Source organism: Kocuria sp. KKT182 (assembly GCF_055635395.1).
In genome coordinates, this window is record NZ_CM145757.1 from 2,872,183 (window position 1) to 2,897,030 (window position 24,848).

The 24,848-nt window shown below is 70.2% G+C and carries 21 protein-coding genes and 1 pseudogene; 11 read left to right on the forward strand and 11 right to left on the reverse strand.

The features are described 5' to 3' along the window. Nucleotides 1-26 precede the first annotated feature (26 nt). Nucleotides 27-2,597 carry a heavy metal translocating P-type ATPase gene (locus tag ACZ2G1_RS13460; RefSeq protein WP_470376976.1) on the reverse strand — a complete coding sequence of 857 codons (2,571 nt, stop codon included), beginning with the start codon at nucleotides 2,595-2,597 and terminating at the stop codon, nucleotides 27-29. Nucleotides 2,598-3,258: 661 nt separating this feature from the next. Between ACZ2G1_RS13460 and ACZ2G1_RS13465 the strand changes: the two genes are divergently transcribed. The 4 genes and pseudogenes from ACZ2G1_RS13465 to ACZ2G1_RS13480 all read left to right on the forward strand — a co-directional run bounded on the left by ACZ2G1_RS13465 (nucleotide 3,259) and on the right by ACZ2G1_RS13480 (nucleotide 8,223). Then, the gene (locus ACZ2G1_RS13465) at nucleotides 3,259-4,833 is read left to right on the forward strand and encodes a multicopper oxidase family protein (protein ID WP_470376977.1); all 1,575 of its coding nucleotides are present in this window, start codon (nucleotides 3,259-3,261) and stop codon (nucleotides 4,831-4,833) included. 326 nt (nucleotides 4,834-5,159) lie between these two features. Continuing rightward, entirely contained in the window at nucleotides 5,160-5,735 is a 576-nt protein-coding gene (locus tag ACZ2G1_RS13470; RefSeq protein WP_258300609.1) for a class I SAM-dependent methyltransferase, read from the forward strand. A gap of 704 nt (nucleotides 5,736-6,439) precedes the next feature. Continuing rightward, nucleotides 6,440-7,728 (forward strand): annotated as a pseudogene (locus ACZ2G1_RS13475) (IS256 family transposase). Nucleotides 7,729-8,031: 303 nt separating this feature from the next. Then, entirely contained in the window at nucleotides 8,032-8,223 is a 192-nt protein-coding gene (locus ACZ2G1_RS13480; RefSeq protein ID WP_470376978.1) for a hypothetical protein, read from the forward strand. Nucleotides 8,224-8,571: 348 nt separating this feature from the next. Here ACZ2G1_RS13480 and ACZ2G1_RS13485 read toward each other — a convergent pair whose 3' ends face one another. The 5 genes from ACZ2G1_RS13485 to ACZ2G1_RS13505 all read right to left on the reverse strand — a co-directional run bounded on the left by ACZ2G1_RS13485 (nucleotide 8,572) and on the right by ACZ2G1_RS13505 (nucleotide 11,743). Continuing rightward, the gene (locus ACZ2G1_RS13485; protein WP_470376979.1) at nucleotides 8,572-8,787 is read right to left on the reverse strand and encodes a hypothetical protein; all 216 of its coding nucleotides are present in this window, start codon (nucleotides 8,785-8,787) and stop codon (nucleotides 8,572-8,574) included. Then, complete coding sequence (locus ACZ2G1_RS13490) at nucleotides 8,787-8,969, reverse strand: hypothetical protein (RefSeq protein WP_470376980.1); 183 nt, start codon at nucleotides 8,967-8,969, stop codon at nucleotides 8,787-8,789. Before ACZ2G1_RS13490 ends, ACZ2G1_RS13485 begins: the two co-directional genes overlap by 1 nt. Before the next feature lie 341 nt (nucleotides 8,970-9,310). After that, nucleotides 9,311-9,826 carry a GNAT family N-acetyltransferase gene (locus tag ACZ2G1_RS13495; RefSeq protein WP_470376981.1) on the reverse strand — a complete coding sequence of 172 codons (516 nt, stop codon included), beginning with the start codon at nucleotides 9,824-9,826 and terminating at the stop codon, nucleotides 9,311-9,313. A gap of 365 nt (nucleotides 9,827-10,191) precedes the next feature. Beyond that, a complete protein-coding gene (locus ACZ2G1_RS13500; protein WP_290467623.1) occupies nucleotides 10,192-10,710 on the reverse strand; it encodes a hypothetical protein in 519 nt (172 codons plus the stop codon). Between the two features lie 58 nt (nucleotides 10,711-10,768). After that, the gene (locus tag ACZ2G1_RS13505) at nucleotides 10,769-11,743 is read right to left on the reverse strand and encodes an SHOCT domain-containing protein (RefSeq protein ID WP_290467622.1); all 975 of its coding nucleotides are present in this window, start codon (nucleotides 11,741-11,743) and stop codon (nucleotides 10,769-10,771) included. 357 nt (nucleotides 11,744-12,100) lie between these two features. Between ACZ2G1_RS13505 and ACZ2G1_RS13510 the strand changes: the two genes are divergently transcribed. From ACZ2G1_RS13510 to ACZ2G1_RS13520, 3 genes are all read left to right on the forward strand, one after another. Further along, nucleotides 12,101-13,114: an EcsC family protein gene (locus tag ACZ2G1_RS13510; protein ID WP_290467621.1), complete on the forward strand. Its 1,014-nt coding sequence runs from the start codon at nucleotides 12,101-12,103 to the stop codon at nucleotides 13,112-13,114. 115 nt (nucleotides 13,115-13,229) lie between these two features. After that, on the forward strand, nucleotides 13,230-13,901 hold the full coding sequence (locus ACZ2G1_RS13515; RefSeq protein ID WP_470376982.1) for a DNA alkylation repair protein: 672 nt from the start codon (nucleotides 13,230-13,232) through the stop codon (nucleotides 13,899-13,901). Nucleotides 13,902-13,982: 81 nt separating this feature from the next. Continuing rightward, complete coding sequence (locus ACZ2G1_RS13520) at nucleotides 13,983-15,200, forward strand: MFS transporter (protein ID WP_426120082.1); 1,218 nt, start codon at nucleotides 13,983-13,985, stop codon at nucleotides 15,198-15,200. On the opposite strand, the gene ACZ2G1_RS13525 is transcribed toward ACZ2G1_RS13520, so the two are convergent. Together ACZ2G1_RS13525 and ACZ2G1_RS13530 are read right to left on the reverse strand one after the other, a co-directional pair. Then, nucleotides 15,195-15,743 carry a hypothetical protein gene (locus ACZ2G1_RS13525; RefSeq protein ID WP_470376983.1) on the reverse strand — a complete coding sequence of 183 codons (549 nt, stop codon included), beginning with the start codon at nucleotides 15,741-15,743 and terminating at the stop codon, nucleotides 15,195-15,197. The two genes, ACZ2G1_RS13520 and ACZ2G1_RS13525, sit on opposite strands and share 6 nt — an antisense overlap. Before the next feature lie 139 nt (nucleotides 15,744-15,882). Further along, nucleotides 15,883-16,788: a CPBP family intramembrane glutamic endopeptidase gene (locus tag ACZ2G1_RS13530; protein WP_470376984.1), complete on the reverse strand. Its 906-nt coding sequence runs from the start codon at nucleotides 16,786-16,788 to the stop codon at nucleotides 15,883-15,885. Nucleotides 16,789-17,081: 293 nt separating this feature from the next. Here ACZ2G1_RS13530 and ACZ2G1_RS13535 point away from each other — a divergent pair, with 293 nt between their 5' ends. Next, on the forward strand, nucleotides 17,082-17,651 hold the full coding sequence (locus tag ACZ2G1_RS13535; RefSeq protein ID WP_470376985.1) for a dihydrofolate reductase family protein: 570 nt from the start codon (nucleotides 17,082-17,084) through the stop codon (nucleotides 17,649-17,651). A gap of 12 nt (nucleotides 17,652-17,663) precedes the next feature. On the opposite strand, the gene ACZ2G1_RS13540 is transcribed toward ACZ2G1_RS13535, so the two are convergent. Together ACZ2G1_RS13540 and ACZ2G1_RS13545 are read right to left on the reverse strand one after the other, a co-directional pair. Beyond that, nucleotides 17,664-20,300, reverse strand: a complete 2,637-nt coding sequence (locus ACZ2G1_RS13540) for an AAA family ATPase (protein ID WP_470376986.1) — start codon at nucleotides 20,298-20,300, stop codon at nucleotides 17,664-17,666. Next, nucleotides 20,297-21,436, reverse strand: coding sequence for a metallophosphoesterase family protein (locus ACZ2G1_RS13545; RefSeq protein ID WP_470376987.1), 1,140 nt, complete (start codon nucleotides 21,434-21,436; stop codon nucleotides 20,297-20,299). Before ACZ2G1_RS13545 ends, ACZ2G1_RS13540 begins: the two co-directional genes overlap by 4 nt. A gap of 108 nt (nucleotides 21,437-21,544) precedes the next feature. Between ACZ2G1_RS13545 and ACZ2G1_RS13550 the strand changes: the two genes are divergently transcribed. From ACZ2G1_RS13550 to ACZ2G1_RS13560, 3 genes are all read left to right on the forward strand, one after another. Next, on the forward strand, nucleotides 21,545-22,198 hold the full coding sequence (locus ACZ2G1_RS13550; RefSeq protein ID WP_470376988.1) for a maleylpyruvate isomerase family mycothiol-dependent enzyme: 654 nt from the start codon (nucleotides 21,545-21,547) through the stop codon (nucleotides 22,196-22,198). A gap of 82 nt (nucleotides 22,199-22,280) precedes the next feature. Next, nucleotides 22,281-22,919 (forward strand): HD domain-containing protein, encoded by a 639-nt coding sequence (locus ACZ2G1_RS13555; protein ID WP_229586740.1) that lies wholly within the window; start codon nucleotides 22,281-22,283, stop codon nucleotides 22,917-22,919. Nucleotides 22,920-23,052: 133 nt separating this feature from the next. Then, the gene (locus ACZ2G1_RS13560) at nucleotides 23,053-23,463 is read left to right on the forward strand and encodes a VOC family protein (RefSeq protein ID WP_470376989.1); all 411 of its coding nucleotides are present in this window, start codon (nucleotides 23,053-23,055) and stop codon (nucleotides 23,461-23,463) included. Nucleotides 23,464-23,643: 180 nt separating this feature from the next. Here the strand turns inward: ACZ2G1_RS13560 and ACZ2G1_RS13565 are convergent, their stop codons facing one another. Next, entirely contained in the window at nucleotides 23,644-24,711 is a 1,068-nt protein-coding gene (locus tag ACZ2G1_RS13565) for a GAF domain-containing protein (protein WP_470376990.1), read from the reverse strand. Nucleotides 24,712-24,848: the final 137 nt, after the last annotated feature.

Sequence of the window (24,848 nt, forward strand, 5' to 3'; positions counted from 1 at the left end):
GATCGGGTCGTACCGGGGAGCCGGGGTTACCGGTCTCCCACAGGTGTCAGCGCCGGTTCCGTGCGAGCCGCAGGGCTCGGCTGCGGGGGTTCCGGCAACCGCAGCCGCTTCAGCAGCAAAGCGTTCACCGCGACGATGAAGCTGGAGCCCGACATCGAGATCGCCGCCATCTCCGGGCTGAGCACGACACCGAACGGCACGAACACGCCGGCGGCAATGGGCAAGGCGATGACGTTGTAACCGACGGCCCAGAACAGGTTCTGCCGCATTTTCCGCACGGTCCCGCCCCCGATCCGCAGGGCGATCGGCACATCCAGCGGATCCGAGCGCATCAGCACCACATCGGCGGTCTCGATGGCCACATCGGTGCCGGCCCCGATGGCCACGCCTAGGTCCGCCTGGGCCAGGGCCGGGGCGTCGTTGACCCCGTCACCGACCATCGCGACCTTCTTCCGGCTGCCCTGGAGCTCGGCGATCTTGCGGGACTTGTCCTCGGGCAGGACCTCGGCGATAACCGTGTCGATGCCCAGCTGCCCGGCGATGCGCCGGGCGGTGGCCTCGTTGTCACCGGAGAGCATCACCACCTCGATGCCGGCCTCGTGCAGGGCGCTCACCGCCGCCGCCGCGGTGTCCCGGGCGGCGTCGGCCAGGGCGATCACGGCCGCCGCCCTCCCGTCCACCGCCACCAGCACCGCCGTCCTCCCGGTCGAGGCCAGCTCGTCGCGCACCCCCGCCAGGGAACCCAGCTCGATCCCGCGGTCGGCCATGAGCTTGCGGTTGCCCACCAGCAACCGGTGCCCCTGGACCGCGGCCCCGGCCCCGTGCCCGGGCACGTTGGTGAAGTCCGAGGCCGTGTACAACGGGGCGCCGCGCTGGAGGGCGTGGCGCACGACCGCGGTCGCCAGCGGGTGCTCGGACTCCCGCTCGACCGCCGCCACCAGGCCCAGCAGCTCCAGCTCGTCGATGCCCTCCACGACGACGTCGGTGACCTCGGGTTCGCCCTTGGTGAGGGTCCCGGTCTTGTCCATCACCACCGTGTCGATGTGGGCGGCGGTCTCCAGGGCGGTGGCGTTCTTGAACAGCACCCCCCGCTTGGCCCCCAAACCGGTGCCCACCATGATCGCCGTAGGTGTGGCCAGTCCCAGCGCATCCGGGCAGGTGATCACCACCACGGTGATGGCGAACAGCAACGCGGTCGGCACCGCAGCGCCCAGCGCCAGCCATATCGCGAACGTGGCGGTGCCGCCCACCAAGGCCACGAACACCAGCCAGAACGCGGCCCGGTCGGCCAAGCGCTGCCCGGGGGCCTTGGAGTTCTGCGCCTCCTGCACCAGCGCGACGATCTGCGCCAACGCGGTGTCCGCACCGACCTTGGTGGCCCGGACCCGCACAGTGCCGGTGGTGTTGATCGAGGCGCCGATCACCTCGGAGCCGACCGACTTCGACACCGGCAGGCTCTCTCCGGTGACCATCGACTCGTCGATCTCCGACTGGCCCTCCTCCACCACCCCGTCCACCGGGACCTTGGCACCGGGCCGGATCAGCAACAGGTCCCCGACCTGGACCTGGGCGGTGGGCACCTCCACGGTCTCGGTCCCCCGGATCACCACCGCCGCCGGGGGCGCCAGCTCCAGCAGGGTGCGGATCGCCTCACTGGCCCCGCCCCGGGCCCGCATCTCCAACCAGTGGCCCAGCAGCACGAAGGACGCCAGGACCGTCGCCGCCTCGTAGAACACCTCCCCACCACCGGTGAGAGTGACATAGAGGCTGTACAGCCACCCCGACCCCACCCCGATGGCCACCAGCACCATCATGTCCAAGGTCCGGGCCCGCAGGGCCCGGAAGGCGCCGTCGAAGAAGATCCAGGCCGAGTAGAAGATCACCGGCAACGACAGCAGCAGCGCGAACACATCGTCGCGCAGCCCCAACGGGGCCGGGACGTCGAAGCCGAACATGTCCCGACCCATCGGGGACCACAGTGTGACCCCGATGGAGAGCAGTGCCGCGACCAGGAACCGGTTGCGCATGTCGCGGACCATCTCGTCCATCGACATCATGTGCCCACCGTGCCCGCCATGGCCCATCACCTCACCCGGAGCCGGCGCGGCACGCCGACCGTCGCCGAGGTGTCCGCCGTGTTCCCCGGCCGGTTCCTGCCCATGCTCCTGACGACCCGCATGCCCAGCACGGCCTCCCGCCTCCGCCGCCGTCCTCACCGCAGCTGCGGTGGTGCCGGCGGACCCGGCGTGGTGGGGGTGGACGGGTGCCCCGGTTCCGGATGAGTCCGTGCTCATCGGCGCGCAGATGTGCTCGGGCACCGCCGCGCCGCGGCAGTGGTACCCGCACTCCTGCACCCAGCCGGTGATCTCAGCGACAGAAGTCCGATCCGGGTCGTAGGTCACCGTGGCCGTTTGGGACACCGCATTGGCCTCCACCGACACGACCCCTGGCCGTTGCAGCAGCGTCTTCTCGACGACGGGCTCAGAGGTGGCCCAGTGCAGCCCGGACACTTCAACGACAGTACGCACAGTCGATGGAGTCATCTGGTGTTCTCCTTTGAATGAGGGGCATTGCGAGTTCCCCGGCCCAGAGCCCATACGGCGGGGAGCACTTCGCCGTGCAAAGCACGGTTGGGTGGGATGGTCGTAGAGACGTTGTGGCTCAGCGCCACGGCGCTGCAGGCACCCCCGGAGACCGGCCGAGGAGTCCGGCGTGCAGGCGTGCTGCCCGCTGGCTCCTGGACACCGAAGAGAGGGCCTTCCACGACCTGGGCCTCCGCCGCAGGGAATCGTTTCCAGAAGCGCGGCACGGGCCAGGGTGCGGAAGTGCGTACCGACCGACATCTCATCCTCGACTGCTCCTCCGGAGTTCTCCACACCAGCACGCCAGCCGTGCATCGGCGCCCGCTGATCCCCGCCTTGTCATGCTGTCCCGCCCGGACCGCAGCGGCGTCACAGCAGGAATGGTGACCCAGGCGGTCCTCCGACAGAGCCGGGACCCCAAGGGCGGTGGATTCCACGGTGCTCCTTCCCGGCCTTGCCCGCTGGGCACCAGGGCCCATCCCTGCCTCTAGATGTAGTCCAAGAACACCCCAGTGAAGACCGCGCGGCAGGAATCTTCAACGAATCTTCATCGGTAACCCGTCACCTCTTTATTCTGTGCAATTACCGTGGTAAGGGAAGTGGTCCGTGGCCTTCGTGCAGCACATGGAATCCGGACCGTCTTCTGTCCTTGTTCCTACCGGATCGGAGTTTTGTCGTGCCCTCATCGTCCCCCTCCCGTGAGGGCAAGAGCCTTGACCGGCGTCGCTTCCTGAAGTTCGGGACTGCGGGTCTGGTGGTGGTCGGTGGTGGCGCCCTGGCCGGCACCCGACTCTTCGGCGACCCGACCCCGGTGGGACCCGGCGGTGCGGCGGTCTCGGCGGCCGAGGCCGGGCGGGCCACCACGGGCAAGGTGGTGCGCCGGCAGCTGCGGGCGGCCCCGGCCACGGTGGATCTGGGCGGCCGCACGGTGCGGACCTGGGCCTACGAGGGCACCGTGCCCGGCCCCGAGATCCGCGTCAGCGCCGGGGACCAGTTGCAGGTGCGGCTGGTCAACGACCTGCCGGAGGAAACCACCGTGCACTGGCACGGGCTGGCGCTGCGCAACGACATGGACGGGGTGCCCGGGGTGACCCAGGACCCGGTGGCCGCCGGTGGAGCTTTCGACTACAGCTTCGTGGTGCCGGATCCGGGCACCTACTGGTTCCACCCCCACGTCGGGGCGCAGCTGGACCGAGGGTTGCAGGCACCGTTGATCGTGGACGACCCGGCCGAGCCGGGGGACTACGACCAGGAGGTCGTGCTGGTGCTCGACGACTGGACCGACGGCTGGGGGGAGAGCCCCGAGGCCATCGTGGAGCGGATGGCCCGCGAGGGCATGGACATGGGAGACATGTCCGGCATGGACATGGGTGGCATGTCCGGCATGGAAGACATGGACATGGGTGGCATGGACATGGAGGGATCCATGCCCTCGGCGGACCAGCCCTTGGGAGCTGATACCGGGGACGTGTCCTATCCGGGGCATCTGATCAACGGGCGCCTGCCGCAGGACCCGTTCGTGATCACCTCCGCCCCCAGACGGCGCATCCGGTTGCGGATCATCAACGCCGGCGGGGACACCGCCTACCGCTTCGCCGTGGGAGGGCACCGGCTGAGCGTGACACACACCGATGGTTTCCCCGTGGTCCCGGTGGAGGTCGACACTCTGATCATCGGGATGGGTGAACGCTACGACGTGGTGATCACCACCGGTGACGGGGCCTTCCCGGTGGTGGCGGTCCCGGAAGGCAAGGACGCGGCCCCGGCGCAGGCCGTGCTGCGCACCGCTTCCGGCGCCACCCCGGCTCCCGGTGCCCGTCCGGGGGAGCTGACGGGGCGGTTGCTGCGCTACACCGATCTGGCCCCCACCGAAGCCGCCGCCCTGGAGGTCCGGGAACCGGACCGGGAACTGGAGCTGGCCCTGCAGATGGTCGACGGTGGCCGCCAGTGGGTCCTCAACGGGGTCCCGTTCGGGGAGCACACCCCCCTGGAGATCCGTCCCGAGGAGCGGGTGCGGCTGGTGATGCGCAACGAGTCGATGATGTTCCACCCCATGCACCTTCACGGGCACACCTTCGCCCTGGCCGGGCAGGCCGGGCCCGGGATCCGCAAGGACACGATCAACGTGCTGCCGATGGAAACCCTGGCCGTGGACTTCCAGGCCGACAACCCCGGGCAGTGGCTGGTGCACTGCCACAACATCTACCACGGCGAACTCGGGATGATGACCGTGGTCTCCTACCGGGCCTGAACAGCCCTGCCAGCGGCCTTCGAGCCCAGGCACCTGATGGGCGCCCTCGCCGTCCAGGAGCCCGGGGGGCACGTCTGGGTGGGCGGGGACGTCTCGAGGCGAGGAAGACCGATGACCAGGCTGGCTTCTGCGCCGATGGAGGGTCCCTGCTGTTGGTGACCGGCGACCGGTTGCAGGAGGTCATCGCGGTGATTGGGATGAGCAGCGATCATGGGTCCACCGACCTTGTCGAGCCGGGCCGGACGACGGTTCATTGGTGTCGCGCTGGGCTGTGATGCTCTGTCGAGTCCATGCGGGTGCACCAGGAGGTGGAGACCATGCCGAGGATGTCCGCCCTGGAAGCCTCCTTCTGTCGCAGCGCGCCGTGGAGTGTGGTGGCCCGGTGGATGGTTCCCTGGGCGACCCAAGGGTTTCCCGTCACCGGGGACGTGCTGGAGATCGGCGGAGGCAGCGGGGTCATGGCCGAAGCCATCGCCGGAGCCAATCCTCAGGTGCGGCTCATCGCGACCGACGCCGATCCGGTGATGGTTCAGGCCGCCCAGCAGCGCCTGGCCCGATTCCCCCGGGCGCAGGCGCGTCCGGCCGATGCCACCCGGCTGCCCTTCGAGGACGGGGCCTTCGACACCGTGGTGAGCTTCCTGATGCTCCACCATGTGATCCAGTGGGAACGTGCGGTGGGTGAGGCAGCCCGGGTCCTGCGGCCGGGCGGGGTGTTGGTGGGATACGACCTGCTGGCCTCCCGCGCCGCTTCCTGGGTGCACTGGGCCGACCGGTCACCGCACCGGCTCATCGAACCTGGAGCCTTCGAACCAGCCCTGAGACAAGCCGGCCTTGACCCGATCAGCCTCAGATACTCCCTCGGGGATCGGGTGCTCCGTTTCATCACCTGGAAGCCAAGCTGAGCCACGGACGATCCCGGCGATGACATCACGTCGAGGAGGAGCCGGTGAACACGGTACCGCTCACCCGGCAAGGAGCTCAAGACGAACTTGATCGGTTGCGCGCCGACTTCCACCTTTCGATGGCAGTAGCGCCCCCGGCGGGTCTGCTCCGGCCTACGGCCGGGACCCGGTGGGCCGACGGGCAGCTGCTGTTTCACATGTTCTTCGGTTATTTGGTCCTTCCGCGCCTGTTGTCGCTGGTCCGCCTGATGAGCCGCCCCCGCCCCGATCAGCCGGACCATCGCCCAGGTCCTGGAAGCCAGCGCCGAACCGTTCCACATCATCAACTATCCTCAGCTACCGCCGCACGGCTCGTCCGGCTCACGGACCCCGTCTGATCCGGTAACGCGACCGCACCACTGGCGCCCTGCCCGCTCGGCTCGAGACCGAGCCTGCGCAGACGCTGAACCGTGGGATGCACATATGGTGCACCGGGGTCCTCCTACCCCCGGGGTGGATGAGCCTTACCGAGAGCTACCACTACGGCACCCAGAACTACGACCACCACCTGTAGCAGCGGGCGCCCCTGGCGCATCCGTGAAACCCTCCGGTCTGAGCGCGTCCATGCTCGAGTGGGACTATCGCAGTAACGGTGTAAGAGGCCCAATCACCCCATTCGGGGTTGGAGGGTCGACATGAGCGAGAAGATCGAGACACTGGTGGACGTGAGCCCACCGAAGCCCGGTGACGAGCCGGAAGACAACGCGCAGCTGAGCGCGGCCGACCAGGACACCGTCCGGGAACTGGTCCGCGCCGCCCGCGCCAGCGGGGCGGCGTTGACCGGCCCGGGCGGGCTGTTGAAGCAGCTGACCAAGATGGTCGTCGAGGCCGCCCTGGACGAGGAGATGAACGAACACCTCGGCTACGAACCTGGCGACCCGCAAGGCCGGAACCGGGGCAACTCGCGCAACGGGAAACGGGCCAAGACGGTGATCACCGACAACGCCGGCCCCGTCGAGATCGAGGTCCCCCGGGACCGGCAGGCCAGCTTCGAGCCGGTGATCGTGCGCAAGCGCCAGCGGCGGCTGACGGACCTGGACCAGGTCGTCCTGTCCTTGTCGGCCAAGGGCCTGACCACCGGAGAGATCAGCGCCCACCTGGGCGAGGTCTACGGCGCCGACGTCTCCAAGGACACCGTCACCCGTATCACCGACCGGGTGATCGAGGAGATGCAGGCCTGGTGGGCCCGGCCCTTGGAGCAGGTCTACGCGGCGATCTTCATCGACGCCATCATGGTCAAGGTCCGCGACGGGCAGGTCCGCAACCGACCGGTGTACGCGGCGATCGGGGTGGACCTGGGCGGGCATAAGGACATCCTGGGGATGTGGGCCGGGGACGGCGACGGGGAGTCGGCGAAGTTTTGGTACGCGGTGCTCAACGACCTGAAGTCACGCGGGGTGCGCGACGTGTTCTTCGTGGTCTGCGACGGGCTGAAGGGCCTGCCCGACTCGGTGAACGCGGTGTTCCCACTGGCCACGGTGCAGACCTTATCCATCTGATCCGCGGGACCTTCCGGTACGCCTCGAGGAAGTACTGGGACGAGCTCGCCAAGGATCTGAGGCCCGTCTACACCGCCCCGACCGCCGCTGCCGCTGCCGAGGCCGCCCTGGAAGAGGTGGAGGAGAAGTGGGGCGCCCGGTACCCGGCGATCAGCCGGCTGTGGCGCAATGCCTGGACCGAGTTCGTGCCGTTCCTGGACTACGACGTGGAGATCCGCCGGGTGATCTGCTCGACGAATGCCATCGAGTCCCTCAACGCCCGGTTCCGGAGGGCGGTGCGGGCCCGTGGGCACTTCCCGAACGAGCAGTCCGCGATGAAGACCCTGTACCTGGTCGTGCGATCCCTGGACCCGAAGGGCACCGGGCAGACACGATGGGTCACACGGTGGAAGCCGGCGCTGAACGCCTTTGCCATCACCTTCGCCGACCGGATGCCGGCGGCGGAGAACCACTAACCATGGAAACGCCTCTTACACCGTTAGAGCGACAGTCCCCGGCAATTGAGGTTGGTCGATGCGTGCAATGGTTGAAGATTCCTGTTGGAGCCGCGCCGGGAGAGCGTTGGCGTCGTACGGTGGGAAATCTGTCTGTGGTGGACCTTGCCTTTGGCGCCGAGACCATCGTCTATCAGCTCTACTGAGTGCCGGCGTTGGCCGGTTGTGTCGCGGTGGCCTTCTACGTCGTCGTGTTCGGCAGATGTAGGCAAGGACGCGGGGACTGTGATCCCTGGGGATCTAGATGCGGGAAGAGGGGACGCGATGATGGGCAAGGTGCTGGGCCTGAGTGCAGGTGCGGCCGTGGTGGCCCTGGGTATGTGGATCATTTGGATGTTCCGCGGAGTGTTTCCGGTCTGGATTCTGTTCTTGGCTGCAGCGGTTCTGTTCGCTCATCCGGCCATGAATCGGATCTATCGATGGCTTGATGAACTTGAAGAAAAAGAAGATGAGTAGCGTTTGGTTTGTCAGGAGCCCGCTCGGCAGTACCACCTTCCATCCAGTACTGACCTAACGAAGTGCTGCAAGTGTCGGCGATTGCTGATCAGCCCCATGCCGATGCGGTAGGGGTTGCGTAAGGGGTGCTTAGAGGCTAGTCACACCGCGGAGCATTCCCTCGCTGTGCATGCCCACGTCTGAAGCTGACGATCATCCACACGAGTGCGAAAATCCACAGTGCTGCGAGTAGGTACTGGATGATCCCCCAAGGCAGCTCGGGTGGCCAGGACACCACGAGGTCGACGAGCACCAGTACGCTGCCCAGGCACATCGCCACCAGCAAGCCGAGCATGAGCCGTCGGGTCGTCATAGTTGCTTGTCCCGCCCCTGCCGAACTCGGCCCTGTCTCCACACGTAGACCGTGAGCGAGACGGCGAGGAGGGCCAAGGCCACGGTAAGTCCGGTCATGATGCGCTCAAGGCCGGTTTCTGGGGGCCATGCCACCAGCTGCCCCAACACCATGAGCGCGGCGCCGACGAGCATGGTGATCAGGAACCCGCGCAGCAGTCGGTTCTGCTCCACTACGAGGCCTCCCATCCGGAGTCGCGTTGGGGCCGGGCGTCCCAGGCCATCCGGGCTCCTAGGGCCACGACGCCGATGCCGGTGATGAGCCAGTTCCACTCACCGAGGATGAACCGGATCCCGATTACCCAGGCGATGAGGATGGCGAGGTCCAGGGACAGTAGCTTGGCTCGTCTGGACATGGCCGCCTTCTTCGGTTCGTCCTGGTGGTCTTGGCATCGTGCCACGGGGCACCTAAGCGTGTCTGACCCCTCATCCGTGGCCGGCTCAATGTAGGTGCCATCCCGGTTCTGCCTCGCGGCAAGAGCCAGTCCTCGAGCCGAAGCCTATTAACTGAGCTCACGCAGGAACCGCCACTGCACTGTGTGCGTGTTGCAGGTACATCCGCGGCCGCACGGGCGCCCGTCGGATGTGCAGTAGGGGTTCTTGTGCGGGCGGCAATGTTCTCGCCTCAGTGGGGGCAAGAATCCGGGGCCCGGGAACTGGTGCGGGGGCTAAGCATGGTGGCTCCGGCGGGCTCAGCTCAGATCCCGAAGGGCGCCGCGTAGCGCACGGTGCCTGCCGGCAGCGCCCGGACCGGGTCCAGGGTGAGGGCCATCAGGGCCTCGTCGGGAACCTCGATGCTCAGTCCGATGCCGCGGGAGGATGCCCGCTCAAAACCGAAGCGCGGGTAGTACTGCGGATGGCCCAGCACGACGACGTAGGCCTCGCCGCGGTCCCGTGCCGCCTGCAGGGCGCCGCGGATCGCTGCAGAGCCGGCCCCGGTGCGCTGGTGGGCCGGCAGGACAGCGCACGGCGCCAGGCACAGTGCGGGGACCTCCCCGATGTGGCAACGGGTCAGCAGGGCATGTCCCACCACGGTGCCCTCCGCAGTGGTGGCGACCACGGAGAGCCCGTCGATCCAAGCCGGGTCCTGTCGCAGCGCGTCCACGAGCTCGGCCTCCTCAGCGGTGGGGAAGGCGGCCACGTTGAGGTCGTAGATGGCAGGGATGTCCGCCGGCGTCTCGGCGCGGGCGATCCACGGGGAAGGATTCGTCACAAGAGCTACCTTCTCGTGTTCGTCGAAGTCTGGCCAGCGGTCCGGTCGTGGTCGGCGAGGTGGGAACGGCCATGACGATGCATGCGGCAGCAGGCTCCCGGACGGCCCTCCATCCCACTTCTGAAGGTCCTTTGTCGACGAACACGAACGTCGACAGGACCGGTGACCCGCAACCAACGCCCGCAGAAAACGATCGGTTCCTCCTCAGCCGGGTGACCTCGAGGGCAGAGGACCTGTGGGCGCTGACGGCAGACCTCAGGTGACGAGGCAGCGGTGGACGATGCTGCACGCCTTCCACTTCACATAAGGCCCGGCTACCGGACACCTTCCACGAAGAGGACCTCGAAGTAGGGGTTCCCAGAGGATCACTGGGCGCAAACGGGAGGGTCGGGCAGGTGGCGGTAGATAGAGGAACAGCTCTTCTGCATGATCGGTGTTCCCGCGTGGTCGACGGCCATGATCCAGTCCATGTGCTCCTCGGTCTCGTCGTAGTAGGCGAGGGTGCTCATCACGGCGTTGATGCCACGGTCTGCCAAGACCTCGAGGTAGGGATCGTCGTAACGGCCGTTCATCTGAAGCTGGAGCACTCCAACGCTCTGGGCGTCCATCCCATAGGTTTCGCACGCCCACTCGGCCTTGTCCTCGAAACACAGATCTGACCACGAATCCCGGCCCACCATCTGAAGGTAAGTGGATTCCATCTGGTCGGCCCACTCGCCTGCGTCACCGGCGACCTGCCCGCTGCCGGGGGAGCCGGCGTTGGGCTGTCGGGCGTTCTCCCCGTACTCCCCGGTGATGGAGGCCAGCAGCATCCCCAGGATGACGATGCTGCCGATCACGATGACCCGACCTCGGAAGTTCATCTCGTCCCAGGCTTGGCGCATCAGTGGATCTCCTCGGTTGCGGACATACATAGTTCATTTCTTGCACGCGCACTGCTATCTAGAGTCGGCCGAGCAGCTCCTTCTTCTTGGCCGTGAACTCTTCCTCCGTCAGCACCCCGGCGTCACGCAGCTGCCCGAGCCGAGCGAGCTGGGCGAGTACGTCCGGCCTAGCGGGCGCAGCGGAGGCTTTGGCAGCGGGGGTGTTGCGCAGCTGGCGGTAGAGGTTAGCGATGTTTTCGCCCTGCCCAGATTCCAACTGGGTGATCTTACCTTTGACCCCAGAGACGGTGAACTCCAGTGACTCCGTACCCCACGCCTTGCTCAGCGACAGGAACGAGATCGCGCCGAGCTGGAACTCCTTCACCGACTCCCGGAGGATGCCCTTCTCCAGGAAGATCAGGCGCTTGTCGGTCAGCACGATCAAGGACTGCGATTTCTCGTAGGTACCCTGACCCAGCGCGAGGACCTGTTCCTCTGGGTCCAGGATGTTGCGCAGATGGGAGATCTCACGACGGGCGAGCATCCGTGAGAGCCCGCTTAGCTTTTCCAAGGCATTCGTAATCCCGCGGTCGTAGCCGGCTTCCTCGCCAGCAACGGCTACGGCAGGGGCTCTGACCCGGGCATTGGCCGGGGAGCTGCCAGAAGGCCGGGTAGAAGACCTGTCGATGGCTATGACCGGGATTCTGTCGGGGGCTTCGTTAGGAGGTCTCGCAGGGACCTTGGTAGCGACGCCCACCCTCTCCGCGACACCTTTGCCCAGGGTTGCAGAGAGCTCGTTGAGCATCTCCTGATGCTTGGTGCCCATAGCGTCCACGGTCACTTCGGCCACGGCGCCGACGGAGTGCTCGCTGATGGCGACGGTGATACGAGCTGGGTTGCGGTTCTTACTCCAGGACGCCTTCGTCCGGCCCTCAATGCGCCCGAGCGGACCGGAAAGCGAAGCGCCCATCTGCTTCAGACCTGCCCGCAGCGCCGTGTCCGCCTGCGCCACAGGCAGACGCACCACCCACTGGATCATCACCTTGATACCCATCGCGTTCTCTCTCCCGTGTCCGTGTGCATTCTTGTCTATTGTCGCGTCGGGTGTCCGCACAGCGTGACAACAGAACTGGCCGGCCTCCTCACCGCGTGCATGGCGAAGTTTTCGTCGGCGACAACTGACGCTGCAGCACAACTGCGGCATCGAGCAGGGGATGCTCGCCACGTGGCCGGCTCTTGAGCACGCCCCAGACGCTTTGGTTAGGGGATAGAGGCTGATGTGCTGGCGTCTTGATCGGCAGGTGACCAGGTAGATAAGCATGGCCATCATCGCCCGCGTTGCGATTGCAAGCAAGAGTCGATTGGTGCGGCATCATGGGCCCAGCGATCACCGTCGAAATGGAGAACCTCAATGAGCGCCAACACTGACCCGCTCGTTGACGATGCCATGCCGATGAGTGCGTATGAGGCGCAGGTATGGGACGCGCTCAACAAGCACTGGCAGCGCCGCGACAACCGCCGTGGTCTGCCGAACTGGGCGAGCACCGCCTTTGATCGCGCCGGTGGGGTCGCGGGAAATGCCGTGAGGTGGGTTGCAGACACTGTGCCAGAGACGGTCATGGAACCGGCCCGTCGTGCGGGTGACGCGGCCTTAAGCAAGGCCGCGCGACCGACGTTCGAAGCCGCGATAGCGGTGGTCGAGCTGATCAACGACTGGGCCGCAGAGCTCAACGACCCGAAGAGCGTTGAGAAGCTCGCCCGCAAGAGAGGCGTTGAACTCAACAGCTTCACCGAACTGCGACAGCAGAACCTCAAGGTCTGCGACCGGTTGCTGACCCTCAACACCCTCAGGTGGCGGACTGCTGGAGCCGTCGAAGGTGGCGCCATGGGCATGCTGGCAATGGTGCCCGTCGCCGGATTCCCCGTCGCGATGACGGCGGACATCCTCGTCATCCAGGTCCTGAGCACCTCGATCGCCACGCGCATCGCCTACTCCTACGGCTACGACGCCAAAGACCCTGGTGAGCAAGCCTTCATCCAGGGCCTGGTGCGCCGTTCTTTCATTGCACAAGCCGCCAAAGCTGAGCCCTTGCGGGAGGCCGCACATGCAGCTGGCGCGATCAAGGGCCGCGTAAAGTGGTCACAAAAGCTGCGCACGGACCATCGCCTCCTGGCGGCCCTGGAGAAGTTGATGCAGCAGCTGGGCCCGGCAGGCTCCAGGGTGCCCGTGCAGAACGTCGCCAAGGCCGTGCCGTTCGTGGGGGTCGTCATTGGTGCCGGGATGAATTCCGCGGTCCTCGGCAATGTGGCCGCCGATGCCCAGCGGTACTGCCAGACCCGATTCCTGTGCGAAAAGTATGGGCTGCCTCTGCCGGCCGTGCTGGCGACCGACCCGGAGGAAGATCCCCTAGCCGACGCCACGTAAGTGAACGCCGCCGGGGTTGGCTGCACGACCAAGTGACATCTGACCTAGCGTGCCTCCGGGCGGGCACCGCGTCTTTCATAGGCTGGCTCTCACCCGCAACGGACAGGAGGTCGGAATGGCCGAGACGACAGTGGCCGAGGTGATGGCCGAACTGGCCGCGCTCGAGGACCCCAGGGTGCGCGCGGTGAACGAGCGGCACGGCGACGACCACGGGGTGAACCTCACCAAGCTGCGGGCGGTCGCGAAGCGACTGGGAAAGCAGCAGGACCTCGCGCTCGAGCTCTGGGGCGCCGGGGACACAGCGGCGCGACTGCTGGCGCTCCTGATCTGCCGGCCGAAGGCGTTCGAACGGGACGAGCTGGACGCCATGGTGCGAGAGAGGGGCACCCCCAAGGTGCACGACTGGTTCGTGAACTACGTGGTCAAGAAGAACCCGCACGTCGAGGAGCTGCGGACGGCCTGGCTGGCCGATGCGGATCCCGTCGTCGCGAGCGCCGGCTGGGCCCTGACCGCCGACCGCGTGGTGAAGAAGCCCGAGGGCCTCGACCTCGCTGGCCTCCTCGACGTCGTCGAGGCGGAGATGGGAGACGCACCGGAGCGCCTGCAGTGGGCGATGAACACCTGCCTGGCGCAGATCGGGATCCAGCACCCGGAGCACCGGGCCCGTGCCGTCGAGATCGGCGAGCGCCTGGAGGTGCTCAAGGACTACCCGACGCCGCCGAACTGCACGTCCCCGTACGCCCCCGCATGGATCACCGAGATGGTGCGCCGGCAGGCTGCTCCGTAGCAGCACCGGCCCCGAGGTGGGGCTAGCGTGAGGTGAGCGCGGTCATGCCGCGCTCACCAGTCCCGCCGTGAAAGGCCCTGCATGTTCCTCCGTTCCGGCGCCGCGCCCCGTCGTCGTCCCGTGCTGTCCGCGAAGGCGGCGTTCTGGGTGCAGGCGTCCGTGCTGGTGGTGGTCATGGCCGCCTCCAGCGCGCCCAGTCCGCTGTATCCGCTGTACCAGGACCTGTGGGGCTTCCCGCCGGTCGTGCTGACCGTCATCTTCGCCGCGTACGTGGTGTCGCTGCTCGCCGCGCTGCTCACGGTGGGGGCGCTGTCCGACCACCTCGGGCGGCGCCCGGTGCTGCTCGTCGCGCTGGCCCTGGAGATCGCCGCGATGGCCGTGTTCGTGCTGGCGGACGGCGAGGCGACCCTGGTGGTGGCCCGGCTGGTCCAGGGCGTGGCGACGGGCACCGCGACCGGGGCGCTGGGCGCCTACGTGATCGAGCTCGAGCCGGAGGAGCGCCGGGGGCTGGGGACCGTGATCACCGGGGCGGGGCCGGTGCTGGGCCTGGCGGGGGGAGCGGTGGCCTCGAGCCTCATCGTCGCGGCCGCCCCGGAAATGATTGACCTCATCTTCCTCGTGCTGCTGGGCCTGCTGGTGCTGCAGGCCGTGGGCACGGCGCTCGGGCCCGAGACCGTGGAGCGCGCCCCCGGGGCGCTGGCCTCGCTGCGTCCGCGTGTCTCCTTCCCGCCGCAGGTGCGCCGCTCGGCGGTGTGGGTGCTGCCCGCCACGGCCGCGTGCTGGTCCCTGGGCGGGCTGATCATCTCCCTGGGGCCCAACCTGGTCCGCTCGCTGACCGGGGCGGACTCCGTGGTCCTCACCGGACTGGTGGTCGCGGCGCTGACGGGCACCGGCGGGATCGCGATCCTGCTGTTCGGCGCTGCGGCGCCGGAGCGGGTGCTCGCCGTGGGCATGAGCGTCCTGGTGGTGGGCATGGCCGCCACGATCGCCGCGCTCGTCGTCGGGTCCGTGGGGCTGTACTTCGCCGCGACCGTGGTGGCCGGTGTCGGCTTCGGCGCCGGGTTTCTCGGGGTGCTGCGCACGCTGCTGCCCCAGGCGGCACCGCACGAGCGGGCCGGGCTGCTCTCGGCGATCTACGTGGTCAGCTATCTCTCCCACAGCATCCCGGCGGTGGCGGCCGGTGCCGTCGCGGGCGAGGTCGGACTGGTGCCCACGGCCGTCGGCTACGCCGGGCTGGTCATGGCGCTGGCCGTGTTCGTGCTCCTTGGCCTCCTCCGGAACCGCACGCGCCGCTCATGACCTCCGGCGGTGGTGCAGGACGAGCAGCCGCGCGTAGCCGTCCGTGAGGTGGTCGATGAGGTCGACCTTCAGGTACTCGTGCTCCGAGAGCCGGCGCACGGTGTGCAGGGAGATCCCGTCGTACTGCACGGGGTGGGGCAGCTCGCCCCGCCCGCCGGAAGGCTCCACGTCCAGCCGCCACGCGTCCAGGTCCTTCTGCGGTGTGGGGTCGTGGAGTGGGGTGCGGGTCCAGAGCCGGCCGTCCGTGCCGACGACGAGGCCGCGGATGACGTGCCACCCGTAGCCGCACGCGACCCGGGAGAACGCGTGCCCGACCATGGGGTAGGACCTGGCGCCGCGGGGGACGTGCACGAGCTTGGCCGGCTTCAGGCCCTCTCTGCGCAGCAGATCGCTCGCCTCGACCCCGACCTTCCGCACCTCGTCCAGGGCCCGTTCCAGGCCGGTCTCGCGTGCACCGCGGGCGTGCGGGGTGCGGCGGCGCGGCGGCGGCTCGTGCGGTGCCCGGGCGGCAGCGCGGGTGCGCCGTTCGTCCTCGATGCTCATGCCAGCCCCTTGCCTCGGTGGCCTCGATTCTATGTGGGCCACGTCACTCAGGGGGTATTTCTGACGGGGCGGTGCGCGTGGTCCTCCGCCGGATCTCGCGTCGGTCGCCGCCGGTGCCGAGGACGGAGGCCCGGTCCGGTCACCCCGGGGCGTCGACCGAGGTTCCCGGGCCGGGGCTGCGCGGTGCTGTCCACTCGGCGGCCGCGCGGCGTTCGGCGTCCCGGCCGAGGGGCCGCGTGCCCCGGCCTCGGACGCGGCGCTCCAGCGCCACCAGGAGCGTGAGCAGCACGACCGCGACCAGCACCTGCCACTCGCCCTCGACCGCTCCGAGGCTTCCGGCGGCGTTCCAGGAGGCGTGCTGGATGCCGATGGCCAGCACGCTGCCGCCCGTGTCGAGCAGGTGCATGCCCAGCAGGTACCGGTAGACGGGAACGAGCAGGAAGAGCAGCGCGAGGTTTCCGGCGGTCTCCGAGCTCCACCCCTCGGCCAGGTACAGCGGCAGGTGGATCGCGGCGAACGGCAGCCCGGTGAGCAGCGCGGCGACCAGCAGTCCGTGCCGGGCGGTCAGCCGGGACTGGAGGAACCCGCCCCAGGCGGTCTCCTCCCACAGGTTCAGCACCAGCGCCCCGTAGACGAGGGTGTTGAACAGGTACCACCCCGCCCCGGCCGCCCAGCCGGCCGGAGGACTGCGCAGGGACCCGGTGGTCGCGGCCAGGACCAGGGTGAGCACCGGCATGCCCAGCAGGACCACGGTCCAGCGGGCTGCGCCGAAGCGCCAGGCGAAGGCCCGCCCCAGCAGCCGGCGGACCGCGCCCGGCCCGTCCGCCAGGCGGGTCACCAGCAGGGCCGAGCCCAGCAGCGCGACGAAGTTCACGAACAGCAGGAACGGCTCCATCGGGGCGCCGGTGAGCGCGGGAACCGTCAGCGCCGCCCAGCCCAGGCTCAGGGCCAGGACGAGGAAGAACGTCAGGGGCCGGCGCCGGACCGGCGAACGGCTCCGGGATCGGTGGCCGGTGTCCCGGGGGTCCGGGACGGACGTGGTCATCGTGTTCCTCCCGACCGGTGCGTGCCGTCCGCACCCGGGGGCGGGGGACTCCACCGCCGCGTGCGCGGGCGGTGATAGTCGTCGTCGTGGCGCGCCCTGGTGCGTGGCTCTCACAGTGCGCGCCGGAGAAGGCGGGGGCAAGGGGCACGGCCGCGGAGCACTTGTGTGTCGCCGCCAGCCGACGATGATGGAGAAGGCACGGCCACGCGCGGCCCGTCCGCAGCCGGACCGGGATCGCCTCCCGAGCCCGGAGATCCGATCGAGTGGTTGACACGACGCACAGGAGGTCTCTGATGACCCGCACCGTCTTCTACACCGCCACCACCCTGGACGGCTATCTCGCCGACGAGCAGGACTCCCTGGAGTGGCTGTTCCGGCAGGACTCCGACCCCGAAGGCCCGTTCCGCTACGGCGAGTTCATCGCCGGGGTCGGGGCGGTCGTGATGGGCCGCACCACTTACGAGTGGGTCCGCGCGCACCTGCAGGCCTCCGGCGAGGACTGGCCCTATGCGATGCCTACCTGGGTGGTCACCCACGCCGAGCTGCCGGGGATCGCCGGGGCCGACCTCCGCTTCGCCCATGGCGAGGTGGCGCCGATCCACGCCGCCCTCGCGGAGGCCGCCGGCGGGAAGGACATCTGGGTGGTCGGCGGCGGCGACCTGGCCGCCCAGTTCGCCGAGGCCGGACTGCTGGACCAGCTGATGGTCTCCATCGCGCCGGTCACGCTCGGGGCGGGCCGGCCGCTGTTCCCCCGCCGCTTCGACCTGGAGCTGACGGACGTGGCCCGCAACCGCGCGTTCGTCTGCGCGACCTACCGCGTGGTCGGCCCGATGGCGCCCTCGGGCGGTGGACCGGCCTCCTGAACCCACGGAGGGTCACATCTCGATGCGGTGGGCCTCCCGCAGGTTCACGAAACGCTCGGGGTTGGAGGTCAGCACGATCACCTGGGTCCGCTCCCCGGCGGTGGTGATGGCCGAGGCCAGCCTCCGGAGCCGCTGCGGGTCGGAGTGGCCCAGGGCGTCGTCGAGCAGCACCGGCACCCCGTCCTCCGGGTCCACGAGCAGGGCGGTGGCGAGCCGGATGAGGATCACCAGCTGCTCCTTGGCGCCCGTGGAGAGGGAGTTGAAGGGTAGCCAATCGCCGTCGAGCTTGCGCTGCTCCACCTCCAGGGACCCGCTCACCTGGACCTCGAAGTCCGGGCCGTAGACCGACCTGCCGAGATGCTCCACCTCGGTGCGGAACGGCTGGACGTACTGGGCGTGGGCGCGCTCCCGGTGCTCCAGCAGCGTCCGCTCCAGGAGCAGGGCGGCCTCGGCCCGCCGCTCGATCCCGGCGAGGTGGCGCCGAGCGGCCTCGAGCCTCGTCTCGGCCTGGTCGTGGGCGAGCTGCACCCGGTCCCGGCCCATGCCCTCGAGCCGGCCCGCCAGGGACTGGTGGCGGCCCCGTCGCTCACCCAGCAGGGAATCGAGCCCCTTGATCTCGTCCGCGACGTGCTGCTGGTCGGCGAGCACCCGGTCGGCGTCGAGGCCGGCGAGGGCCGCCTCGTGCCCGTCGATCTCCTCCTGCACAGCGGCGAGCGACTCGGCCGCCGCGGTGACGGCGCGGTCCAGGTCCTCGTCCGGCACCTCGCGGCGGGCGTCCTCGAGCCGGGACCGGGAGCCGGCGAGGGCGCGCTCCTGCTCGAGCGCGGCGCCCTGGAGGGAGTGCAGTGTGGTCTGGGCGGACTGCAGGGCGGACCGGGCCGCCTGGGCGGCGGCCTCGGCATGGAGCGCGGCGTCCTCGGCGTCGGTGAGGGCGGCCTCGGCGGCCTCGACCGTCTCCTGGGCGGCGCCGGCGGTCTCCGGCAGGGGAGCGTCGTCGTCCCGTCGCTCGCCGTACTGCTCGATCGCGGCGGTCAGCCGGTCCCGGTCGTCGCGCAGGCGGCTCTCGTCCTCGCCGTCGAGCAGGCGGTCCCTCTGGGCCACGGCCTCGCGCACCTGCTGCGCCAGATCCTGCGCTGTGCGCCACTCGGTGCGGGCCGCGGCGACCGAGTCGACCCCGTACCGCGCCAGCAGCGCGGTGAACCTCTCGCGGGCCGTGCGGGCGGCGTCCCGGCGGGCCGCGATGCCCTGCTCCGGGAAGACCCGCAGGCGCCACTCGCCGGGGATCTCGACCTCGACCTCGTCCGTCACCGGGACGGACCACGACTCGTCCGGGGCGATCTCCTCGGTGCTGTCGCCGTGCACGATCGGGCGCGCGCGGCCCAGCGCGGTGAGCTCCACCCGGGCGCTGCCGGCCGCCAGCTCCGCCTCGGCCTTCTCCGCCGCCCGCTCGGCCCGCTCCAGCTCGTCCAGGACGTCCTCGTCGATCTCCGTGCCGGGACGGGACCGCAGCTCGGCCAGCTGCGCCCGGACCGCCTCGAGCGAGTCCAGGATCTCGAGCACGCGGCGGTGGCGCTCGACGTCGTCGAGGTGCTTCCGGTCCTCCCGGGCGGCGCGGTGGGCCGCCCGGGCCTCCTGCACGGCGGCCTGGGCCGCGGTCCGGCGCTCCTCGGCCTCCTCAGCGTGCTCGCGCACCGGGGCGAGCTCCTGCTCGCAGGACCGCAGGTCCTCGGCCAGCGCCGCGCTGCGCTCCTCGTCGGCGGTCAGCGCGGCCACGAACTCCTCGCGGCGGGCCGAGCGCTCCCGGGCGCGGTCGAGCTCGCCCTGAGCCGCGTCCCGGCGGCGCTGGGCCTCCTGCCGCTGCCGCTGGACGGCCTCGATCTCCCCGGCGGCACGGTCCAGCTCCGTCTTCTCCGCGCGGGCGGTCCCGAGCTTCCGGCCGGTGGCGGCGATCTCCTCGGTGAGCTCGGCGAGCTCCTCCTCGACCACCGCGATGCCCCGCAGCTCCTCGGCGGCCTCCGTAGCCGCGGTCCCGGCCGCACGGTAGTCGGTCTCGGCCTGGAGGTACTTGGCGTTCTTCTTCCGCGTCGCGGTCCAGTACCTGTCGCACTCCGCGCTCACACGCTCCAGGAGGGAGGCGACCTCGCGGTCGTCGCCCTGGGCCTGGCCGGCGTGGCACTCCAGGGCCCGGCGCAGCGCCGCGCTGTCGGTGAGGGCGTTCTGGGTCAGCCCGCCGGCCTGCATGAAGCGCAGGGCCTTCCACAGTGCGGTGTCGGCCCCGCCCCACAGCTGCTCGGCGGCGTCATGGGCCTCGCGGCCGGTGAGCGTGCGGCCGTCCCCGGCCCCGCCCACGTGGCGGAGGGTCGTGGACGGCCGCTTCAGCCACTGCTTGGTGTAGATCACGCGGGTGGTCCCGATCGAGAACTCCGCCTCCACGAGGACGGGCACGTCCCGGCCGGCGGGCTTGGCCTCGGCGATCTTCTTGTGCCGGCTGCTGTCCGGGAGCTCGATCAGTGCGTCCAGGGCGTCGATCATCGAGGTCTTGCCGATCTCGTTGCGGCCGGTCAGCACCACGACCCCGGCGTCGGGGAAGACGACCTCGCGGGCGGTCACGCCGCGGAAGTTCTCCAGCCTGAGACGGTGCAGCTTCATCGGGTCGGTCCTCCCACGAGGCGGTACAGGAGCCGGAGCGCGTCCCCGGCGGCGGGCGCGTCCTCGGACTCCGAGGCGGCCAGTTCGCGCAGCTCGGTCACGGCGCCGGCGGCGTACCCGCCGACGTCCAGGTCCTCGAACTCGTCCTCGTCCGGAATCACCACCAGGTCGGTGTGCCGCTCCCACGCGTTGAGGCTCGCGAAGATCTCCGCCTGCTCCTCGAGCAGCCGGTCCAGCTCTGCGGACTCGGAGAGGTTCAGGGTGCCGGTGAAGACGGTCTTGAGGATGATCCGCTCCTTCGGGGTGAGGGCGGCGAGCTCGGTCCGCAGCGTCTCGACGTCGTCGGCGCCGTCGAGCTGCCGGGTGAGGACGCGGTGCTCCCACTGGCCCACCTCGTGGGAGGTGACGTCCACGGTGCTCCCGTCCAGCGCCACCTCGAGGACGTGGCCGCGGCCGTGCTCGCGGAAGCCCGTGGACTCGTGGGTGCCGGAGTAGTGGATGGCGCCGCGGTCGTCCTCGGGCCAGCGGATGTGCCGGTCGCCCAGCGCCACGTAGTGGATCGCCCCGCGGGCCAGCGCCTCGTCCAGGGGCGCGCGCCGCACGGTCACCTGGGAGGTGCGGTCCGGGTCCAGCTCGTCGAGCATCCCGTGGCCGACGACGACGCGCAGCGTCCCATCCGGTTCCAACCCTTCCAGGGCCGGGGCGACCGGGTCCGCGTCGGGCCGCTTGCTGCGCCAGGGGGCGGCCACGAGCTCGACGCCCTCGGCGACCGGCCAGGGGCCCACCTCGTCCAGGAGCACGACGTTGTCCGGTCTCGAGCCGAGGAACGCGTCCTGGGCGAAGATCGACCCCGGGCCGAGCGGGTCGTGGTTGCCGGGCAGCAGGTACACGGGCAGCCGCACGGAGGCCATGGCGTCCAGGGCGCGCCCGACGTCCCGGCGGCTGAGGTTGGCGTGCTCGAAGACGTCGCCGGCCACCACCACGAACGCGCACCCCCGGGCGCGGGCCAGCTCCCCGATGCGGCGGATCGTCTCGACCCGGTCACCGGTGTAGCGGGACTGGGCCTCGCCCTCGAGGTAGTGCCGGGTCATCCCGAGCTGCCAGTCGCTCGTGTGGAGGAATCGGATGCTCGTCATCGAGGCTCCTCGTGCGGTCGGGGGGGTGCTCTCCCAGGGGGTGGGTCCAGTGCCACGCTATCGGGATCGGCGGACACCGAAGGCCCCGGCACCCCGGCGTGTGCTTCGATGGGGCTCATGGAGCCGAGCAACCGGAACGACCTGTGGGCTGCCGTCCACGCCGAGCGCGCGCGCCTGGCCGAGGACCTGGCCGGACTGGACGAGGCGCAGTGGGCGGCGCCGTCCCTGTGCGAGCGGTGGACCGTGGAGGACGTCGTCGCGCACCTGACCGCGGCCGCGGGCATCGGCCGGCTCCGCTGGCTCCGGAGCGTGCTGGGCGCCCGCTTCGACTTCGACCTGCACAACCAGCGCCGCCTCGAGGAGCACCGGGGCGCCACCCCGGCCGAGACGCTCCAGCGGTTCCGGGCAGTGGCCGGCAGCACCGCGGCGCCCTCCAAGGACACGGCGGCGTGGCTGGGGGAGGTCGTGGTCCACGGCCAGGACGTCCGCCGCCCGCTGGGGCTGCCGCGCACGCCGCCGGTCGGGACCGTGACCTCGGTGGCACGGTTCTACGTGGGCAAGGACTTCGCGGTGCCCAGCCGCAGCGCCGCCCAGGGCCTCCACCTGGTGGCCACCGACGGTCCGTTCGAGTCCGGCGCCGGGCCACTGGTCAGCGGGCCCACCCTGGCGATCGTCATGGCGCTGGCCGGCCGCGCGGCGTACTGCGACGACCTGACCGGCGAGGGCATCCCGGTCCTGCGGTCCCGCTGCTCGCCCGCCTGAGCGAGCAACCTGAGAGAGTGAGGAGAGGACCGGCCGCGCGCCGGTCCCGCACGACACCACGCACCCGAGCAGAGGAGACACCTTGGCCGAGACCATCGCCGGCATCACCGTTCCGGACTCCGCCCTCGTCCGAGAGACCACCGAGCTGGTCCGGCGAGCCGCCGACGAGAGCCTGTTCAACCACTCCCGCCGCGTCTTCCTCTTCGGCATGCTCAAGTCCGCCGCGCGCGGAATCGAGGTGGACCCGGAGCTCGCCTACGTGGGCGCGATGTTCCACGACCTCGGCCTCACCGACGAGTACCGCACCCGGGACCAGCGCTTCGAGATCGACGGCGCCGCGGCGGCACAGGCGTTCCTGCGCGACCACGGCCGCTCCGCCGAGGAGGCGCGCAACGTGTGGCTGGCGATCGCCCTGCACACCACCCCGGCCATTCCGCTGCACCTGGAGCCCGAGGTCGCCGTGGTCACCCTCGGCGTCGAGACCGACGTGCTGGGCCTGGACCTGGACCAGATCTCCGAGGAGCACCGCGCCGAGGTCGTCGCCGCGCACCCCCGGCCGGACTTCAAGAACAAGATCCTCCGCGCGTTCTACGACGGCATGGCCGACCGGCCCGAGACCACCTTCGGCACCATGAACGACGACGTGCTCGCCCACTTCGACCCCGACTTCCACCGGGAGGACTTCGTGCGCATCATCCAGGAGAATGCCTGGCCCGAGTGAGCACCGCGGGGTCTCCGCAGCCCGGCGGAGACCCCGAGGGCTGCGAGCCTGCAACGGGGCGGTCACACCGTTGTGCCGTCCCCGAGCCGGGAGGAGCATGGAGTCCCGGCCCGCCGAAGCTCCAGGAGTTCCCGTGGCGTACAAGTTCTTCCCCCACATCCCCGTCGCCGACCTGGAGCGCTCGCGGTCCTTCTACCAGGCCCTGGGCTGGCGGACGGCCCCCGGCATGGCCGAGGGGCGCAGCCTGATCCTGGATCTCGGGGAGGGCTTCGGGGTCACGCTCGTCGAGCGGCGGTTCATGCAGCAGGCGATCGGCGAGGACCAGGAGCTCGCCGACCCCCTTCGCACGGTGAGCGGCAGCTTCGCCCTGCTCGTCGACATTCCCGAGGAGGTCGACGCCCTGGTCGAGCGGGCGGTCGCCGCCGGCGCCACCGCGGGGCACCGCGAGGATGACAGCTACACGAGCCACCGGGTGTTCGCCGACTTGGACGGCCACCGGTGGAACATCGTGTGGGCGGACCCGATCGTGACGACCCGGGAATGAGGCCCGCTCCGGACGACGAGCCCGGACGCACCGCGGCCGGAGGTCTCAGGTCGGAGCCCCGCCCGGAGCGAGATTCACCAGATTCACAGGATTCACCGACGTTCACAGGGCCGTGAACGGTGCATGGGAGCGCCGGCATCCGGCCGGTCCGCCCGGCGTCGTCGTGCCCCCCGCCCCGGCTCATCCGCGCCGGTAGGCGTGGCCCATCTCGGTGTGGGACCAGCGGGTCTCGATCCGGGCGTCGCCGCTGCGCCGCACGGCCTCGGCGGTCTCCCGGTCCAGCTCGGAGCGCCACTCCTCGATGGTGAGCAGGTCCGAGGACCGCAGCAGCGGCTGCCGGTAGATGTTCAGGGCCCGGGTCACCTCGCCCTGCTCCAGGGCGGTCCGCAGCTGCAGGACGTCGCTGGTGACGGCGGCGGGGTCGGCGAAGCGGTAGGGGCCGGTGGTGATCACCGCCCCGAGCCGGCGGCGGACCCGGTGGATCTCCGTGCGGACCGTGCCGGGGGTGCCGTGCTCGCCGTAGAGCTCGTAGGCCATCTCCTCGGCGCTCCACCCGCGCTCGCGCAGGCTGAGCAGCGCGAGGATCTCCGCCGAGCGCGTCGGCAGGGGGAACCAGTCCCCGCCGCCCACCCGGGCCGCGGCCGGCTCGGCGAGCAGGCGCAGCTCCAGGGACGGCGTGCCGGTCGTGCCGGCGGGGTGTCGTGAGGCCGTATGGGCGGCGAGCAGCGTCTCGACGACGCGCGCGGCCGAGCGGACCAGGGCCCTGGTGTCCGGGGTGGCGGTGCCCCGCGGCCCGGACAGGTCGATGACGCCGAGCACCTCCCCGCTGCCCGGGTGGCGCACCGGGGCGGACGTGCAGTCCCAGGCGCTGTGGGACCGGGCGAAGTGCTCCGTGCCCCGCAGCTCCTCCGCGGTCCCGCTGCGCAGTGCCTGGGCGATCGCGTTGGTGCCCACGCCGTGCTCGTCCCAGCCGGCGCCCTCGACGAAGCCCAGCCCGTCGGCGCGTCCCAGCGGCGAGCGTCCCCCGCGCCGCCACAGCACGGTGCCGTCGGGGCCCGTGAGCACGGCGACCCGGGCTTCGGCCGCGTCACGGGCGACGCCCAGGAGATCGGCGACGACGTCGACGTGCGCCCCCAGCGGGGAGAGCGCGCGCAGCTGCTCGACCTCGCGGTCCGGGAGCACCTCCCGCGGGCCGTCCAGGTCGCGGGACATGCCCCGGGCGGCGCACCGCTCCCACGCCGAACGCACCCGTTCCGGTGTCCTCGCCGATCCGCAGCTGTCCACAGCACGCTCCTCCGTCCTCTGCGCCCGTCCCGACGTCACCGGGCCCGTCGCGGCGTCCGTCCTGATGCAACGCCGGGGAAACCCCCTCGGCCCCACAGTGG

Excerpts from the sequence above, each read along its gene's own strand:
- ACZ2G1_RS13460 (WP_470376976.1), bottom strand. The coding sequence starts at position 2,597 with ATGGGCTCTGGGCCGGGGAACTCGCAATGCCCCTCATTCAAAGGAGAA.
- ACZ2G1_RS13470 (WP_258300609.1), top strand. The coding sequence starts at position 5,160 with ATGTCCGCCCTGGAAGCCTCCTTCTGTCGCAGCGCGCCGTGGAGTGTG.
- ACZ2G1_RS13480 (WP_470376978.1), top strand. The coding sequence starts at position 8,032 with ATGATGGGCAAGGTGCTGGGCCTGAGTGCAGGTGCGGCCGTGGTGGCC.
- ACZ2G1_RS13490 (WP_470376980.1), bottom strand. The coding sequence starts at position 8,969 with ATGTCCAGACGAGCCAAGCTACTGTCCCTGGACCTCGCCATCCTCATC.
- ACZ2G1_RS13500 (WP_290467623.1), bottom strand. The coding sequence starts at position 10,710 with ATGCGCCAAGCCTGGGACGAGATGAACTTCCGAGGTCGGGTCATCGTG.
- ACZ2G1_RS13505 (WP_290467622.1), bottom strand. The coding sequence starts at position 11,743 with ATGGGTATCAAGGTGATGATCCAGTGGGTGGTGCGTCTGCCTGTGGCG.
- ACZ2G1_RS13510 (WP_290467621.1), top strand. The coding sequence starts at position 12,101 with ATGAGCGCCAACACTGACCCGCTCGTTGACGATGCCATGCCGATGAGT.
- ACZ2G1_RS13515 (WP_470376982.1), top strand. The coding sequence starts at position 13,230 with ATGGCCGAGACGACAGTGGCCGAGGTGATGGCCGAACTGGCCGCGCTC.
- ACZ2G1_RS13520 (WP_426120082.1), top strand. The coding sequence starts at position 13,983 with ATGTTCCTCCGTTCCGGCGCCGCGCCCCGTCGTCGTCCCGTGCTGTCC.
- ACZ2G1_RS13525 (WP_470376983.1), bottom strand. The coding sequence starts at position 15,743 with ATGAGCATCGAGGACGAACGGCGCACCCGCGCTGCCGCCCGGGCACCG.
- ACZ2G1_RS13530 (WP_470376984.1), bottom strand. The coding sequence starts at position 16,788 with ATGACCACGTCCGTCCCGGACCCCCGGGACACCGGCCACCGATCCCGG.
- ACZ2G1_RS13535 (WP_470376985.1), top strand. The coding sequence starts at position 17,082 with ATGACCCGCACCGTCTTCTACACCGCCACCACCCTGGACGGCTATCTC.
- ACZ2G1_RS13540 (WP_470376986.1), bottom strand. The coding sequence starts at position 20,300 with ATGAAGCTGCACCGTCTCAGGCTGGAGAACTTCCGCGGCGTGACCGCC.
- ACZ2G1_RS13545 (WP_470376987.1), bottom strand. The coding sequence starts at position 21,436 with ATGACGAGCATCCGATTCCTCCACACGAGCGACTGGCAGCTCGGGATG.
- ACZ2G1_RS13550 (WP_470376988.1), top strand. The coding sequence starts at position 21,545 with ATGGGGCTCATGGAGCCGAGCAACCGGAACGACCTGTGGGCTGCCGTC.